11 protein-coding genes are annotated in these 15299 nt (G+C 38.0%); 5 read left to right on the plus strand and 6 right to left on the minus strand.

Translation table 11 applies throughout. From position 1 onward, the window contains the following. Positions 1–5 precede the first annotated feature (5 nt). Both QF042_RS10470 and QF042_RS10475 read right to left on the minus strand, forming a co-directional pair. Positions 6–248 carry a hypothetical protein gene (locus tag QF042_RS10470; RefSeq protein WP_307528008.1) on the minus strand — a complete coding sequence of 81 codons (243 nt, stop codon included), beginning with the start codon at positions 246–248 and terminating at the stop codon, positions 6–8. Positions 249–304: 56 nt separating this feature from the next. Next, a complete protein-coding gene (locus QF042_RS10475) occupies positions 305–1183 on the minus strand; it encodes a polysaccharide deacetylase family protein (RefSeq protein ID WP_307528010.1) in 879 nt (292 codons plus the stop codon). A gap of 176 nt (positions 1184–1359) precedes the next feature. Between QF042_RS10475 and QF042_RS10480 the strand changes: the two genes are divergently transcribed. Together QF042_RS10480 and QF042_RS10485 are read left to right on the plus strand one after the other, a co-directional pair. Next, the gene (locus QF042_RS10480) at positions 1360–3867 is read left to right on the plus strand and encodes a DPP IV N-terminal domain-containing protein (protein ID WP_307528012.1); all 2508 of its coding nucleotides are present in this window, start codon (positions 1360–1362) and stop codon (positions 3865–3867) included. Between the two features lie 1230 nt (positions 3868–5097). Continuing rightward, positions 5098–5541: a PepSY-like domain-containing protein gene (locus QF042_RS10485; protein ID WP_307528014.1), complete on the plus strand. Its 444-nt coding sequence runs from the start codon at positions 5098–5100 to the stop codon at positions 5539–5541. A 515-nt stretch (positions 5542–6056) separates the two neighbouring features. Here the strand turns inward: QF042_RS10485 and QF042_RS10490 are convergent. Next, positions 6057–6893: a M57 family metalloprotease gene (locus QF042_RS10490; RefSeq protein ID WP_307528015.1), complete on the minus strand. Its 837-nt coding sequence runs from the start codon at positions 6891–6893 to the stop codon at positions 6057–6059. Between the two features lie 320 nt (positions 6894–7213). Between QF042_RS10490 and QF042_RS10495 the strand changes: the two genes are divergently transcribed. Together QF042_RS10495 and QF042_RS10500 are read left to right on the plus strand one after the other, a co-directional pair. Beyond that, positions 7214–9841 carry a S8 family serine peptidase gene (locus tag QF042_RS10495; RefSeq protein ID WP_307528017.1) on the plus strand — a complete coding sequence of 876 codons (2628 nt, stop codon included), beginning with the start codon at positions 7214–7216 and terminating at the stop codon, positions 9839–9841. A gap of 233 nt (positions 9842–10074) precedes the next feature. Further along, complete coding sequence (locus QF042_RS10500) at positions 10075–11727, plus strand: M28 family metallopeptidase (protein ID WP_307528019.1); 1653 nt, start codon at positions 10075–10077, stop codon at positions 11725–11727. Positions 11728–11806: 79 nt separating this feature from the next. On the opposite strand, the gene QF042_RS10505 is transcribed toward QF042_RS10500, so the two are convergent. Both QF042_RS10505 and QF042_RS10510 read right to left on the minus strand, forming a co-directional pair. Then, the gene (locus tag QF042_RS10505; protein WP_307528020.1) at positions 11807–12409 is read right to left on the minus strand and encodes an outer membrane beta-barrel protein; all 603 of its coding nucleotides are present in this window, start codon (positions 12407–12409) and stop codon (positions 11807–11809) included. A 317-nt stretch (positions 12410–12726) separates the two neighbouring features. Next, the gene (locus tag QF042_RS10510) at positions 12727–13284 is read right to left on the minus strand and encodes an NADPH-dependent FMN reductase (protein WP_307528022.1); all 558 of its coding nucleotides are present in this window, start codon (positions 13282–13284) and stop codon (positions 12727–12729) included. A gap of 103 nt (positions 13285–13387) precedes the next feature. Between QF042_RS10510 and QF042_RS10515 the strand changes: the two genes are divergently transcribed. Next, on the plus strand, positions 13388–14590 hold the full coding sequence (locus QF042_RS10515) for an MFS transporter (protein ID WP_307528024.1): 1203 nt from the start codon (positions 13388–13390) through the stop codon (positions 14588–14590). Between the two features lie 50 nt (positions 14591–14640). On the opposite strand, the gene QF042_RS10520 is transcribed toward QF042_RS10515, so the two are convergent. Further along, positions 14641–15282: a hypothetical protein gene (locus tag QF042_RS10520; protein WP_307528025.1), complete on the minus strand. Its 642-nt coding sequence runs from the start codon at positions 15280–15282 to the stop codon at positions 14641–14643. Positions 15283–15299 lie beyond the last annotated feature (17 nt).

Below are 15299 nucleotides of genomic sequence, written 5' to 3' on the forward strand. Positions count from 1 at the left end.
CGCCATCATAAAAGCCAGAATATTTTAGGGTTTGGTTTGCAGAATCTTATGATGGCCTTAATGTTAAAGCCCTTATTTAATAAAATCTGATAGTCTTTTGCCAGGTTGGGGATGTTACTGAGTACAAAATCGCAGGTAATCTGGCCTGTAGCCATTACAACTTCTACTTTTCCGCTCAAGTGTGGTGTTTGTGCCTGGAGCTTAATGATCTGAAAGAACAATAAAACTAATACTGCAATTTTTTTCATATCGAAGAGGGGGTTCGTTAAAAAGAAAATCCCGGTTTTTGCCGGGATTATTTTGCTTAAAAGCTATTTTTAATACTATTGCTTAATGTTTTAGGCGACCAGTAACCACTGGCGATAATCCTGCGGATGGTAAATAACGGATCTTTTTCATCGCGTTTGGTCGATAGTTGAAAAGCCATTCTAAAACCACGCTTTTTAAGCTCCGGAATACCTTCTGCATTCCATAAACCAAAGGGATAGGCAAATTCTGTCATTTTTTTACCTGTAATTTCTTCCAGTTTTTTGGTTGGTTTGTCTAATTGCTCTTCCCAATCTTTACCTGCATATTTCTTGAAATTTTTATGGTCGTAAGTATGGCTACCAATAACATTTCCTTCGTCAGAAAGTTGTTTAATCTGCTCCTTGCTCATGTAATCTACAAATTTGCCTTTTTTGCCAATCGAAACTGTCATGATAAAATAAACGGCTTTATAACCCAATTTATCTAAAGTTGGGCGTACAATGGTAAATTGATCGAGGTCAGTATCGTCAAAGGTTAGCATAATGGGTTTACTTGGTAACGCTGCACCAGTGTTCAGGTAGGCGTAAAGCTGATCTGGTAAAATGGTATGGTAACCGCTATCGGCCAACATTTTCATCTGATCTTTAAAGTTCTGGATTTCTACTATATAATCTTTACCTACTTTGCCATCAGTTGGTTTCCAGTTTCTTACCTGGTGGTAGCATAAAATTGGCACCTGCTTTCTGGCTAAAATGGTTTTAGCATCAGCAACTTTAATTTTCGAAACGTCAACTGGGGTTCCGGTACTTGCTGCAGCATTGCTGGTTTGTGCAGCAGAATCTTGAGTAGCAGAATTTTCTGTTTGAGATTTGGATTGGCAGCTGGCAAATAAGATTACTCCGGCTGTTATTAGGGTTAAAAAGCTGTATTTCATTATTAGGATATATAGCTACAAAACTATAAAAACCATTAATTATTTTTCCATCAAAATAACTTGTGTTAATAATTAATTTCAATTGCAGGAAATTACACTAACTATCGCATTTATTACATATCAAAACCTGCTTAATATGCTTTAATTAAATAATTTAGCGGCTCAAACAAATTTTGATGAATAAACTTTACAAACTCCTGCTGTGCGCGCAGTTTTTATCCTTAACTGTAGCCGCACAAAACAAAACATTTACTTTAACCGAAAATATTCAGCCTCAGCCTAAAGCAAACTATCAGCTTGCATCGCGTTTTTCGCCAAATAAGTTGAAAAAAATGGTTTATTCTACTGCTGTGGATCCGCATTGGTTAAAATTGAGTAATCGTTTCTGGTACACTTTCGAAAGTCCAAAAGGAAAATTCTGGTATCTGGTAGATCCTGCATCAAAAAACAAGAAACTAATGTTTGATAATGCAAAACTGGCAGCAGATATTACTCTAATTGTTCGAGATCCATTCGATGCCGAACATTTACCGCTCGAAAACTTAAAATTTGCTGCCGACGAAAAAAGTATTTCTTTCGAAATCAAAAGCAGTGTGGATGAGCTTAAAAAGGATAGAAAAGATAAAAAAGCTGCAGATTCGATGCAGAAGAAAATATTTTCTTTCAAATATGAGCTGGCCAGTGCAAAATTAACAGAGGTGCCAAACTTCAGTAAGCCAAAACCAAAACCATCATGGGGATCAGTAGCACCTGATTCGTCGGCAATTATCTTCTCCCGTAACTACAACCTGTATTGGATGGATAAAGAGAACTACAAAAAAGCGGTGAAAAATGAAGATGATAGCACTATTGTTGAGCATCAACTCACTAAAGATGGGGTTAAATTCTATTCTTACGGAAGTGATGGCGATGGCGAGAACAACGTAGAGAACGAAAAAAACAATAAAAAACGCCGTGGTGCTTATGTGCTCTGGTCGCCAAATTCGAAATATTTTGTATTGGACAGAACCGATTCGCGTAAGGTTAAAGATCTTTGGGTAATTAATAGCGTTACACCTGGTCGCCCGACTTTAGAAACCTATAAATATCAAATGCCTGGAGAGGCCGAAGCTCCGCAAGATGAAGTTTTGTTATTTGATTTTGCTACAAAATCTTATAAAAAATTGAGTGTTGCCGCTTTTAAAGATCAAAGTGTTTCCGTTTGGAGCAAACCATCTTTAAATAAAGACCGCGATAACGAATTTCGCCCTTCGATTTGGTTGGGAAACGATAGTAGATTTTATTTTTCGCGCACCAGTCGCGATTTAAAGCGTATTGATATAGGTACGGTTGATATTGCCACCGGAAAAGTAACGCCTTTAATCGACGAACGCTTTAATACTTATGTTGAAGTTAACCGCCCGGGTTTGGTAAATGATGGTAAAGAATTAATTCATTGGAGTGAGCGCGATGGTTGGGCACATTTTTATCTTTTTGACGAAAATGGAAAACTAAAAAACCAGATTACCAAAGGAGCTTTCCACTGCGAGAGTATCGTGAATATAGATGAGAAAAAACGGATCCTTTATTTTACGGCAAATGGCAGGGAAGGTAAGGAAGATCCTTATTATCTACACCTGTACAGCATCAGTTTTGATGGTTCGAACCTAAAATTGTTAAATGCCGGAGATTTTGACCATGTGGCGAACATGAATGATAACAATAGCTTCTTTGTAGATAATTATTCGAGGGTAAATACGGCACCAAAAGCTACGCTTTATGATGGAACAGGCAAAAAAGTAATGGATCTTGAGACGACAGATCTTTCATTGCTAATGACAGCGGGTTACAAATTCCCTGAACCTTTCAAAGTAAAGGCAGATGATGGAATAACTGATCTGTATGGCGTAATGTATAAACCTTTCGATTTCGATCCAAATAAAAAATATCCGGTTATCGAATATGTTTATCCAGGACCACAAACGGAAGCGGTAAACAAAGCTTTTAGCAAAAGTATGGATCGTACCGAACGTTTGGCGCAATTTGGTTATATCGTAATTACAGTAGGTAACCGTGGTGGAAATCCTTCACGTTCTAAATGGTACCATACTTACGGTTATGGTAATTTGCGCGATTACGGTTTAGCAGATAAGAAAACAGCCATTGAGCAATTGGCAGCTAAATATGCTTACATCGACGAATCTAAAGTGGGTATTACAGGCCATTCCGGAGGCGGATTTATGTCAACAGCTGCTATGTTGGTTTATCCGGATTTCTTTAAAGCTGCGGTTTCGAACGCAGGTAACCACGATAACAGCATTTATAACCGCTGGTGGAGCGAAAAACATCATGGTGTAAAAGAAACGATTTCGTTAAAAGGTGATACTTCATTTAAATACAGCATCGATAAAAATCCTGATCTGGCCAAAAATCTTAAAGGGCATTTGTTATTGATGCACGGTGATGTAGATAATAATGTGCATCTAGCAAACTCTATCCGCGTGGCCAATGCACTAATGAAAGCAGGTAAACGTTTCGATTTCTTGATTATCCCTGGGCAGCGCCATGGTTTTGGAGATATGACAGAGTATGCTTTCTGGAAACTGGCTGATCATTTTAATAAATATTTAATCGGTGATTTTTCTGAACCAAGTGATGTTGATTTAGTAGAAATGGACCGTGATATCGAGCAGAACGGAAAATAGTTTTATTACAATAGTTTATTTAGATGGCCTGTGGAAACGCAGGCCATTTTTTATAACGATAAGTCGTCACTGCGAGGCTAATTTTAATCGCAGCGTCACCCTGAATTTATTTCAGGGTCTTTTATGAGCGTCATTATAAGGCTAATCCTTTATTAGCCGTGGCAATCTACCCGATTGGTGTTTATGTTTAGTGTTGGATAGCTTTTTTGAAAAGCAGGTTTCGGTAGTTCTTCGGTTATTTCAGTCTGCTATTGCCTATAGTCCCGATTTTAAGCCTCTTAAATACGATATTTCTTTAAATCGGGAGCTATTTGGCGCTATCAGATTTGATTAATTTAGGGCTGTGTTCCAAATTTAAACCTTTCTATTGCAAAATTTTTCCCCTTTCGCCATAGTTTGTGTCCTCACAAGGCATTTTGTTATTTATTTAACCACAGATAAAAAGGATGCACACAGATTCAATCCGTGTTTATCTGTACCCATCTGTGGTTAAAATACTTCATCAGCGCGTCACCCTTAATTTATTTCATGGTCTATTTTTCTAGAAAGGTCGTCATTGCGAGGCTAATTTTTTCATTAGCTGTGGCAATCTATCCGATTGGTGTTAGAAACGAAGTAGGTGCTCATGCAACCTCAAAAATGGAATGCTGCCTTGGCCACCTAGCCCCGGTTGAAGTGTTACCCTGCAGCAACGAGGTACGAGGCAGCGAAGCGTATAAGCGTAAAACGGGAGGAACTAAATGTTTTACACAGGTATTGCGCTCCAAAAAAAACTCTTGACTGTTGAGACTAACCTTCATTAGCCGTGGCAATCTATCCGATTGGTGTTTATGTTTAGTGTTGATAGCTTTTTTGAAAAGCAGGTTTCGGTAGTTCTTCGGTTATTTCAGTCCTGCTATTGCCTATAGTCCCGATTTAAAGTGTTCTTAAATAGAAGATGTTTCCTCAAATCGGGAGCTATTCGGCGCTATCAGGTTTGATTAATTTAGGGTTGTGTTCCAAATTTAAACCTTTCTATTGCAAAGTTTTCCCCTTTCGCCATGGTTGCGTTCTCACAAGGCATTTTGTTATTTATTTAACCACAGATAAAAAGGATGCACACAGATTCAATCCGTGTTTATCAATTTCCATGGTTTGTGCCCTCACAAACCATTCTAGTGATTTAACCATAACTCATTAAGCCTCATTCACGGGGTGAAACAATTTAAAGGATGTGGCTGTTGTTTTATTATGAATTACAAAAGCACAATTTTGGCAGCATTTCTCCTGGTAGGAGGGATGGCCAGTAGCAGCGCTCAAGATATAAATCAAAAAGATGTTCCATCAGTTATTAAAACGGCATTTAATAAAGCTTATCCGAAAGCATCAGATGTAGATTGGGAAAAGAAGGGAGCTAACTATGAAGTCGATTTTAATTTAGGAAGGGTAGATCATAAAGCTACCTATACAGCTTCAGGCAAAACGGTTTCTTCCGAAAAAGATATTCCAAATTCCCAGCTTCCGGCAGTAATAGCTAAAAATATTAAAGCGAAATATCCAAAAGGCAGGATTGATGATGTAGATTGGATTAACACCGGCGGAAAAATTATTTATAAAATCGATATTGAAGGTACGCCCGATGTAAATGTTTGGTATGATGCCAGTGGTAAGTTTATCAAAGAGGTAGCCGATTAAATTTTTAAACACGATTGCCCTGGTTTGTGTCCCCATAAACCATTTTATTTTTTTGGAAAGCAGGCTTCGGTAGTTCTTCGGTTATTTCAGCCCTGCTATTGCCCATAGTCCCGATTTTAAAAGCACTTAAATAACAAATGTTTCCTTAAATCGGGAGCTATTTGGCGCTATCAGGTTTGGTTAATTTAGGGATGTGTTTCAAAGGTTAAGCAAGTTGTCAGTGGTTCTCGTTACGCTTTATCCTGAGAGGTCAGTTCCAGAAAAAAACATTGGAGTGGAGATGATATACTGCGAAGTGTCGTCATCTCGACCGCAGTGGAGAGATCTTTAAACTATGTTAAAGATTTCTCTGTTTCGCTGCGCTTCAGTAGAAATGACGGCCGATTTTATAACGCTGTCATTGGTAATTTATTTCAGGGTCTATTTCTGTTGTAATCCTTTAGTGAATAGAATATAAACAAAAAAGCCCCGAAAATTTCGGGGCTTCTGATCTGTTAAGGTAATCCGCTAAAATTTTATTTGTAAAGGTAATTTACGGCAATGACGTCATTTGCATTGAATGTGCGGTTACCACCATTAGAACAAGCTAACATAAATGAAGCTGCATCAGGAGCAGAAGGGGTTCCCGGTATTCTAACCGCACCAACGTTCGATGCACCTTCGTTGCCTGCGCCACTGGCACCACAGCTAAAGGCACGATTCATGTAATCGGTATGACGGAAACCGATGCAATGGCCAACTTCGTGCTGGATCACAGAAGCCAGATACAATAAATTAGGATTGGTACCATAGGCTGCTGCATTGGTATTCATTCTGATCTGGTTAAAAGGTTGGCCTGAAGAAGTAGGAAAACCCGCAGAACCTAAGGTAATAAAGCCGCCACTCGGACCTTCGTTAAAGCCTACAACGTTAATGTTTCCGGTTGTTCCGGCACTTGCCCTCTGGAAAGTGATACGTAAACCCAATGAGTTATATCTCGATATCATGGTGTTTACAGCATCGCTATATACCTGAGGCAAATTGGTTACCGACACAGTAATTACACGTGGTAAAGATTTAACCAGGTTTGTGGTTCGGTACTGTTCAGTTTCGGCAATGTTTAAATTTGCACCTGTAGAAGGTTCAGCTAAATTGTCGTCGGTTAAAAGAATATCTCCTTCTACCAAGTAGCCTTCATCTATCTTACGGATATTATCGGTGCTAAAGCCTAGAGATTTGATCTGTGATAATTTGTCTGCCGAAATATCAGTTTTATTTTCTACTGCATTTTCTGTATTATTACTCTTACAAGAGTATAAGTTCGTGAGTAGAAGACACACTGCAGCAATCGATAAAAATTTTGTTGTTTTCATCTTAGTTAGAATTAAATTAGTTTAGGTTGAATAAGTTAGTTAATAAAATTTGTGGATTACCTTATAAATCCTAATTTAGGGAAGATATATGATGTAAACAAAATTTTATAATAAAATAATTATTGAGAGTCGTTACTGTATTTTTAGTTATATGTTTTTGTCTGTCTGCGTTTGGTTTAAACGCACAAGTACAACCTGCTGGAATAGAAAAATATTTTGAAAAATATATTTCCAAAACAAGCAATCTCCAAAAAATAAAAGATGAAGGGATCATTTTGGTTCGGTTCAACCATACCTTAACTGCCCGCGAAATTCAATTATTGAAGCCCAAAAAGAAGCTTTCAGGAGATTATTTTATTGTTGAAAAATCTTCTGTTAATAACCTTTCCAACAGTATAGTTTCTCAGGAACAAGCCAACGGACTTTGGAAGGTTAGTGATAGATTGATGAAAGTACTAAGTAAAAGCAATAAAAAGAATGATTCTATCCTGGTTCGGCTCGCTTTCAAAAATATAAATGTATTGCCAAAGGCTGTTACAAGCTTAAAGATAAAATCAACGGATCATGTGAATAACATTTGTACCGTTAACCTGTCGCCAACCGATTTAATGTTGTTGTTGGAGCATAATGATATTTTATACGCCGATGTTTTACCGATAGCTAAAGAGGAAGTGGTGGTTAATGGAATGGATCTGGGTTTAAACCAAATTTCTAATGCACATAATCTTTTTCCAGGGATTGATGGCACAGGGATAAATGTTTCTTTTAAAGAAGGAATGTATGATGCAGCCGATCTTGATTTGTTAGGAAAAACACTTCCGGGAGCTACTATTGGTAAAACACCAACTACTCATGCCACTATTATGGCTACTTTAGCCTTAGGAAATGGTAATTCTTTTATCCGCGGTTTGGGCGCGGCACCTAAGGCCAAACTTGCCTATTCCGATTTCAGTAATTTAATGCCCGACCCGGCTACCGATTTAAACAAACTCCAGATTAAAGTTCAAAATCATTCGTACGGTACCGATATAGATAATGATTATGGAATGGAGGCTGCTGCCTACGATAAACAGATTTTTGAAACCGATACACTGATTCATGTTTTTTCTGCCGGGAACAAAGGAACAACCACACCTTCTGTAGGATTTTATCAAGGCATGACTGCTCGTGCTAATTTAACCGGCAATTTTAAACAGGCTAAAAATTTGTTGGTAATAGGTGGGATCAACAGAGGAAATATTTCTGAAAACCTGAGTAGCAAAGGCCCTGCCTACGATGGTCGTGTAAAACCTGAACTTGTTGCCCTTGGCGAAGATGGAACATCCGGATCTGCAGCAATTACCAGCGGATCTATTACTTTGCTCGAACAATTTTACCAGCAGAAATATAAAAAAGCACCTTCTGCATCACTGATCAGGGCAACAGTAATTAATTCGGCCGATGACTTAGGTACACCGCAGGTTGATTTTGTGTACGGATATGGAAAACTCAATGTTGCCCAATCGTTAAAAACTTTAGATGAAAACAGAGTGTCTTTATATGAAGTGGCTAAAAATCAGGATTTGCTTATTCCTTTAACTATTCCATCTAATGTAGCCGAAGTTAAACTTACCATTACCTGGAACGATCCTCCCGCTGTGGTAAATGCAGCGCAAAGTTTGGTTAATGGATTGGATTTAAGTCTCGAAAATCCTGCGGGAAATTTAACGCTTCCGTGGGTGTTAAGCAGTTTTCCGCATTTAGATTCCCTCTCAAAGCCTTCGGTGCGTAAGGCAGACATGATCAATAACATTCAGCAGATTACGCTCGACAGCCCTCCAGCTGGTGCTTACAATGTTCATGTTAACGGTAACAGGATCATACAAGGCAATAACCAGCGTTTTGCGTTGGCTTATCGTTATACATTTAAAAACGCTTTTTCCTTCATCAGTCCTGAAAAAAATGAATACTTTTTTGCCAATGAAGATAATTACATCCGGTGGGAGAATACTTATACCAGCAAAACGGGAAACTTATCGGTGAGCTATGACGAGGGTGTTACATGGAAATCAATAGCTTCTGGAATCGATTTAAGCAAAGGTTTTTATAATTGGGCAGCACCCGATCAATTTTCGAAAGCAATGATCAGGATGGTGGTTGAAGGCGATACCATATGGAGTCAATCTTTTGTGATTTCTAGTCCGCGGACCTTAAATGTTGGCTATGTATGTAAGGATGGCATTGTGCTAAACTGGAATCCACAATCAGGTGCTAAAGATTATACACTCTATAATATTGTAGATAACATACTTGCTCCTGTGTTAACCCTTACCGATACCATTACAAAAATTGATATCAATAAAGTTTCTAGTAAATACTTTGCCGTAGCAGCTAATGGTGCAGGTTTTACAGGCGTAAAAAGTTATACCATCGATTATACACAACAGGGGATTGCCTGTTACGTAAAGAGTTTATTTGCATCAGTGGCTGATGATAACCGGATAAGGGTTGATCTCAGGATTGGAAGCACCTTGGATTTAAAGAATATCATCTGGGAAAAACAAACCGGGGTTAATACTTTCACGGCTTTACAGCAAACTAAACCTGTTGAGAATCAGCTCGATTATACCATTTTTGATGATAAACCAAAAACTGGAATCCAGTTTTACCGCGTTACTTTCGAAACGGCCAACGGCCAGGTGCAGAGCGATCTGGTATCGGTAGTGTTCCTAAAGGAGAATGAATTTTCTTTTTTTCCAAATCCAGTAGCCGATTATTTAACCATTCTGAGCGGATCATTTGAAGATTATAGCCTATCTATCTTTAACATATTAGGGCAGAAGGTTTTTGAAGAAAAAGCAACAAGTTCGAATAAGTTTGCCCTTAATGCACTATCAACAGGCGTATATGTAGGGGTAATCAATAAGAACGGGCAGCAATTGAAGAAATTTAAGTTGATTAAGAAATAACTCTAACTATACATGTTTTGCGTATATCTTGCGATTAGCGGAAGGTATATGTTGTCCCCGCAGATTTAAGATGATAAACGCTGAAATTTGGAATAAGGATGTTTAAGCTTAGTCTGCGTAGATATGCGAGATCAGCAGGAGGCCCTCAAATTTCGGGTAATAAGCACAGAAACTCCTAATTTCTTCGTATTTTTCAGCAAATTCGACCATTTTATTAAAAAAAATCCCTAATAATGAAAAAACTCTTATTACTTTCCAGTTGCGCACTCCTGTTCTTTGGTTCCTGTAAACAAGGTGCAAAAAGTACCGAAGATGGTGCCGATTCTTTAGCCATAAAAGCCATTAATGATTTTAGTTTAACCCAATATCTATCAGTAATTGCGGCTGATAGTTTAGAAGGGCGAAAACCTTTTACCAGTGGAGAAACCAAAACCATTAATTATTTAAAAGCGCAGTTTGAAAAACTGGGTCTGCAGCCTGGCAATGGAGATAGTTTCTTCCAGGAGGTTCCTATGGTCGAGATTAAATCTGTACCTGAAGATAAAATGGTGCTCAAAGGAAAAACAACGTCTTTAACCTTAAATTATTTATCCGATTTTGTGGCTGGCACCCGCCGTGTGCAAGATGAAGTAAGCATTGCTAACTCACCACTGGTTTTTGCGGGTTATGGCATCGTTGCACCCGAGTATGGCTGGAACGATTATGCAAATCTTGATGTGAAGGGAAAAACGGTGGTGGTGTTGATCAATGATCCGGGCTTTGCCGATTCTACTTTGTTTAAAGGCAAAAATATGACTTATTACGGTAGATGGACCTATAAGTTTGAAGAGGCTGCAAGGCAGGGTGCTACGGGGATCATCATTGTTCACGATACTGAACCGGCAGCTTACCCCTGGACAGTTGTTCGAAGCGGTTGGTCGAAATCTAAACTTACCCTGCAAAGCGAAGACAATGGAATGAGCAGGACTGTAGTAGAAGGCTGGATTACTTTAGATAAGGCGAAACAACTATTTGCAATGGATGGGAAATCATTCGATCAATTGGCTCTTACCGCCCGGAAAAAAGGTTTTAAGGCTGTCGATTTAGGCATTACTACTTCTTTAAAAGTTAAAAATACCATCAAGAAATCGGTTACTTATAATGTTCTGGCTAAAATACCAGGCGATAAGCGTAAAGATGAAGCTATTATTTATTCAGCACATTGGGATCATTTAGGTGTGGGAGAAAAAATACAAGGCGATTCTATTTACAACGGAGCAGTTGATAATGCAACCGGCGTAGCTGCTTTATTCGAAATTGCTTCGGCCTTTAAAAAGTTACCTAAAGCTCCCGGAAGAACCATTTTATTTATTTCTTATACTGCTGAAGAGCAGGGCCTGTTGGGTTCTGAGTATTATGCCAAACACCCAACTTTTCCTTTGGCTAAAACAGTCGCCAATATCAATATGGATATGATGGGCATAGCAGGTAAAACCAAAGATATTGTGGTGTATGGCTTTGGTCAGTCAGAATTGGAAGATTATGCTGCAGGGGCGGCTAAAAAGCAGGGGAGGGTAATTGTTCCGGATCCTGTTCCATCATCAGGCTTGTACTATCGCTCAGATCATTTTAATCTGGCCAAAGTTGGTGTGCCATCATTGTTTACAGGTTCTGGCGTAGATAATATCAAAAACGGCAGAGCATGGGGATTAAAGCAGGTAGCCGATTTTACCAAATTCCGTTACCATTCGCCACAGGATAATTTCGATGCCAAAACATGGGATTTATCAGGCATTGTAGAAGACGTAAGAATGCTGTTTGATATGGGTTACCGAATTAGTAACGAAGATTCCTATCCAAAATGGAAAGATGGGTCTGAATTTAAAGCCATTAGAGAAAAGAAGTAAAACAAAAAGCGTCCCGATGGTAAACCGGGACGCTCTTCGAAAAAAAGTCATTTATTAAATTCCCTAAAGGGAGAATTAATTAAAAGTAGAACTGTACACCTAATCTTGGTGCGAAAGTATCAGCGTTTAAACCAAAAGTGTTTGTTTTTAATTTAGCACCTGTGGTTTCTTCTTTTAAAGTATAGTTTTCATAACTTAAACCTTTAACCGAAAGTTCGATGCCGATTCTTTTTGTTGGGAAAAATGCAAATCCTGGAGCAAGTTCTACACCGATTTTAGTAGTAGTACCCAATTTAACTGCGTTATCGCCGTTAGCATCAGTTGCTTTTAATTCACCGAAAGCCAATGGAACAGACAATTGTCCGAAGAATTTGAATTGATCAGATAAACCAACATAGTAACGCCCGAAAGGAGCAACTTTAAAAGCACCATTCTGAGTTTTCTTGCTTACTTCTTTATCGTATTCGTAACCAACACCCGTACCGATTGCAAAATTGTTGCTGATAAAATAACCAACACTTGGTAATACGCTAAAGCTGAAATCTGCTTTTGGGGCGCCATCTGCTTTTGTAGAGTTTACACCTACGTTACCACCTAACATAAAATTTCCTTTTTCAGTTTGTGCTTGTGCACCATAAACTAAACCTGCTACTGCTACTAAAGATAATAATAGTTTTTTCATCTTTTTATTATTTATTTGTTATAAAAATATAGTCACTTTTACTTTTTTAATGTCTGACTATATTTGAATAAAAGTCAACACTTGTGCCAAAAAACTTTGTCTAAGTCATCAAAAAATCAGGTTTTGCTTAAGTGCCTAAATGAGAAAGAGATATAAAATTAATGTTAAGTCAATATTATTTTCGTGTGACTAAAAATTAATCGACCGATTAATTTTTTAGGCATGACAGATTGACAATCTGACTTTTTTTGTATAAATGTCAGTCTTTATTATGTCGAAAGTGGCAGATTTTACAGAAGAGTTGTTATTGTTTTGGATTAAACTTTACAAGCAGAAATTAAATTTTCTATTTTCTTTTTGATAATGTTAATGGTCTTTTCATCTGTTAAATTCCCATCCGCATCAAATTTATTTTGAGCCTGGGCAACTAAAACTTCTGGTTGTAAAACAGGATTCATGTTCAGAAATGTAAAAACGGGTAAAAATGCGGTTTGCATTCTAACTGTTCCCCACATGCCCTGTGTTGCGCCCATTATGGCAACTGGTTTATGCATTAAGGGCGAATCTTTTCCACGGCTTGCCCAATCGATAGCATTTTTTAAACCACCAGGAATAGAATAATTATATTCAGGAGAAGCAATGATAAAAGCATCTGCAGTAGCGAGGGCGTTTCTAAATTTCACCACGCTTGCTGGTCGCTCTTCAACTTCAGGTAAATCATGATCTGCATTATAAACAGGGATATCATCAAAAGTCACTGTTTCGAAGTGGATACCTTCGGGAATTAAACTGCCTGCAACTTTAAGTAACATGGCATTATATGAGCCTTTTCTTAAACTTCCGCATAGGCCAACAATTTTTCTGTTTTTTTCCATAGCTATAAAACCAAAACTTTATAAAAATGTTTGGTTTTTGCAAGGACAACCAGTGCCGTTTAAAAATTTATAATCACTATTTTTGACGGTATAAGATCCCGTTATGACTGAGAATACGACTACCACATCAATTATTGAAAAAACTGTTTTTCCGATACTTTTCGCTTTAAGCTTTTCGCACCTGCTTAATGATACCATACAATCATTAATTCCCGCAATTTATCCCATTATCAAAACCAGTTATCATTTAAGTTTCTCGCAAATTGGGCTCATTACATTAACCTTTCAGTTAGCCGCATCATTGTTACAGCCTTTTGTAGGTTTATATACTGATAAAAAGCCTCAGCCATATTCGTTGGCAGTCGGGATGGGGTTTACGCTGATCGGTTTAATCTCGCTTTCACAATCTACCCACTTTTACACTATATTAATTTCAGTTTGTTTTATCGGCATAGGTTCTTCCATCTTTCACCCGGAAGCCTCGAGGATGGCGCACGCCGCCTCTGGAGGAAAGAGGGGATTGGCACAATCTGTTTTTCAGCTAGGCGGTAATGCAGGGAGCTCATTAGGTCCGTTATTGGCTGCCTGGATTATTGTACCATACGGGCAGTTCAGCGTAATCTGGTTTTCGGTAATTGCACTTTTGGCTATTATTATTTTAACCTATGTGGGCAATTGGTACAGGGGATTTATGCTTTCGAGAAGTAAAAAGATTAATATCCAAACCGTTGTTAATCAATTTTCGAGAGGGAAGGTAATCTTCTCGGTGTGTATTCTACTGTTGCTGATCTTTTCCAAATACTTTTATATGGCGAGTTTAACCAATTATTTCACCTTTTATCTGATCGATAAATTCCATGTATCTGTACAAACTTCGCAAATTTATTTATTTGTGTTTTTATTTTCGGTAGCAGCCGGAACCTTATTAGGCGGACCAATTGGCGATAAAATTGGCCGGAAATATGTAATCTGGGCATCGATATTGGGCACTGCTCCCTTTGCATTATTACTACCACATGCAAACTTGTTTTGGGTGGGCGTGTTAATTGTTCCTATCGGGATGATCCTGGCTTCAGCATTCTCGGCAATTCTGGTTTATGCACAGGAGCTGATTCCTGGTAAAGTAGGTTTAGTTGCAGGTTTATTTTTCGGTTTCGCCTTTGGTATGGGCGGCATCGGATCGGCTTTGTTGGGGAAACTAGCTGATTCTACCAGTATTGAATATGTATTTAATGTTTGTGCGTTTTTGCCTTTAATCGGGTTGTTAACAGGATTCTTACCGAATATTGAAACGAAAAAGAAATAAAAAAGCCCACCCTCTTTTATAAAGGATGGGCCAAAATTTTAGTTGAGGGATTAAAAAAGGATATAAATCTTAAAACCCAGGTTATTGATAAAACCCTGGCTGTTTAAATTGAATGAAGTATATTCACTTTTGGTAAAAGAGTTATTGGCGCTAACCTCATTTTGTTCTGTTTTGCTGTAGGCAATATCTGCAGATAATAAACTTGTTTCTAATGCAAATCTTTTAGAAACAAACCAGGTAATGCCACCATAAGCACCAATAGCATATTGGTTGGAAGTATAACTGGTTACTTGTGGGTAGGTGTTAGTATATTGACTGTTATTTTTACTGCGTGTATAGCTGGCTTTTCCACCGGCATAGGCAAATAAAGTTTTTACAAGAGGGAAATAGCGCTGATAGCTTAAGTTACCACCATAGCTTTTTTGCTCTTGGTTATTCGTATTATCATTCCCATAGGTATTTTTATTTATTCCATAAGTCAAATCCAACCCAATTTTATTGTTGTCTTTAAAAAAATAGCCATAACCCAATGTGAAAGAGTTGTTTTTTACTTTGTTTTCATAGTTGTTTCCTGAGAGTTTGTTTGTACTTGAATTAACGCCAAAGCTTAAGGCGTTTGTTCCTTTTGTTTGCGCAAAACCGCATAGGGAGATACCCACAGCCATAGCTGTAACTAATAATTGTTTTTTCATTTCATTTGTGTTTTTGT

This window comes from Pedobacter sp. W3I1 (assembly GCF_030816015.1).
In the GTDB taxonomy this organism is placed as follows: domain Bacteria; phylum Bacteroidota; class Bacteroidia; order Sphingobacteriales; family Sphingobacteriaceae; genus Pedobacter.

Excerpts from the sequence above, each read along its gene's own strand:
- QF042_RS10485 (WP_307528014.1), top strand. The coding sequence starts at position 5,098 with ATGAATTACAAAAGCACAATTTTGGCAGCATTTCTCCTGGTAGGAGGG.
- QF042_RS10470 (WP_307528008.1), bottom strand. The coding sequence starts at position 248 with ATGAAAAAAATTGCAGTATTAGTTTTATTGTTCTTTCAGATCATTAAG.
- QF042_RS10510 (WP_307528022.1), bottom strand. The coding sequence starts at position 13,284 with ATGGAAAAAAACAGAAAAATTGTTGGCCTATGCGGAAGTTTAAGAAAA.
- QF042_RS10520 (WP_307528025.1), bottom strand. The coding sequence starts at position 15,282 with ATGAAAAAACAATTATTAGTTACAGCTATGGCTGTGGGTATCTCCCTA.
- QF042_RS10515 (WP_307528024.1), top strand. The coding sequence starts at position 13,388 with ATGACTGAGAATACGACTACCACATCAATTATTGAAAAAACTGTTTTT.
- QF042_RS10500 (WP_307528019.1), top strand. The coding sequence starts at position 10,075 with ATGAAAAAACTCTTATTACTTTCCAGTTGCGCACTCCTGTTCTTTGGT.
- QF042_RS10490 (WP_307528015.1), bottom strand. The coding sequence starts at position 6,893 with ATGAAAACAACAAAATTTTTATCGATTGCTGCAGTGTGTCTTCTACTC.
- QF042_RS10505 (WP_307528020.1), bottom strand. The coding sequence starts at position 12,409 with ATGAAAAAACTATTATTATCTTTAGTAGCAGTAGCAGGTTTAGTTTAT.
- QF042_RS10475 (WP_307528010.1), bottom strand. The coding sequence starts at position 1,183 with ATGAAATACAGCTTTTTAACCCTAATAACAGCCGGAGTAATCTTATTT.
- QF042_RS10480 (WP_307528012.1), top strand. The coding sequence starts at position 1,360 with ATGAATAAACTTTACAAACTCCTGCTGTGCGCGCAGTTTTTATCCTTA.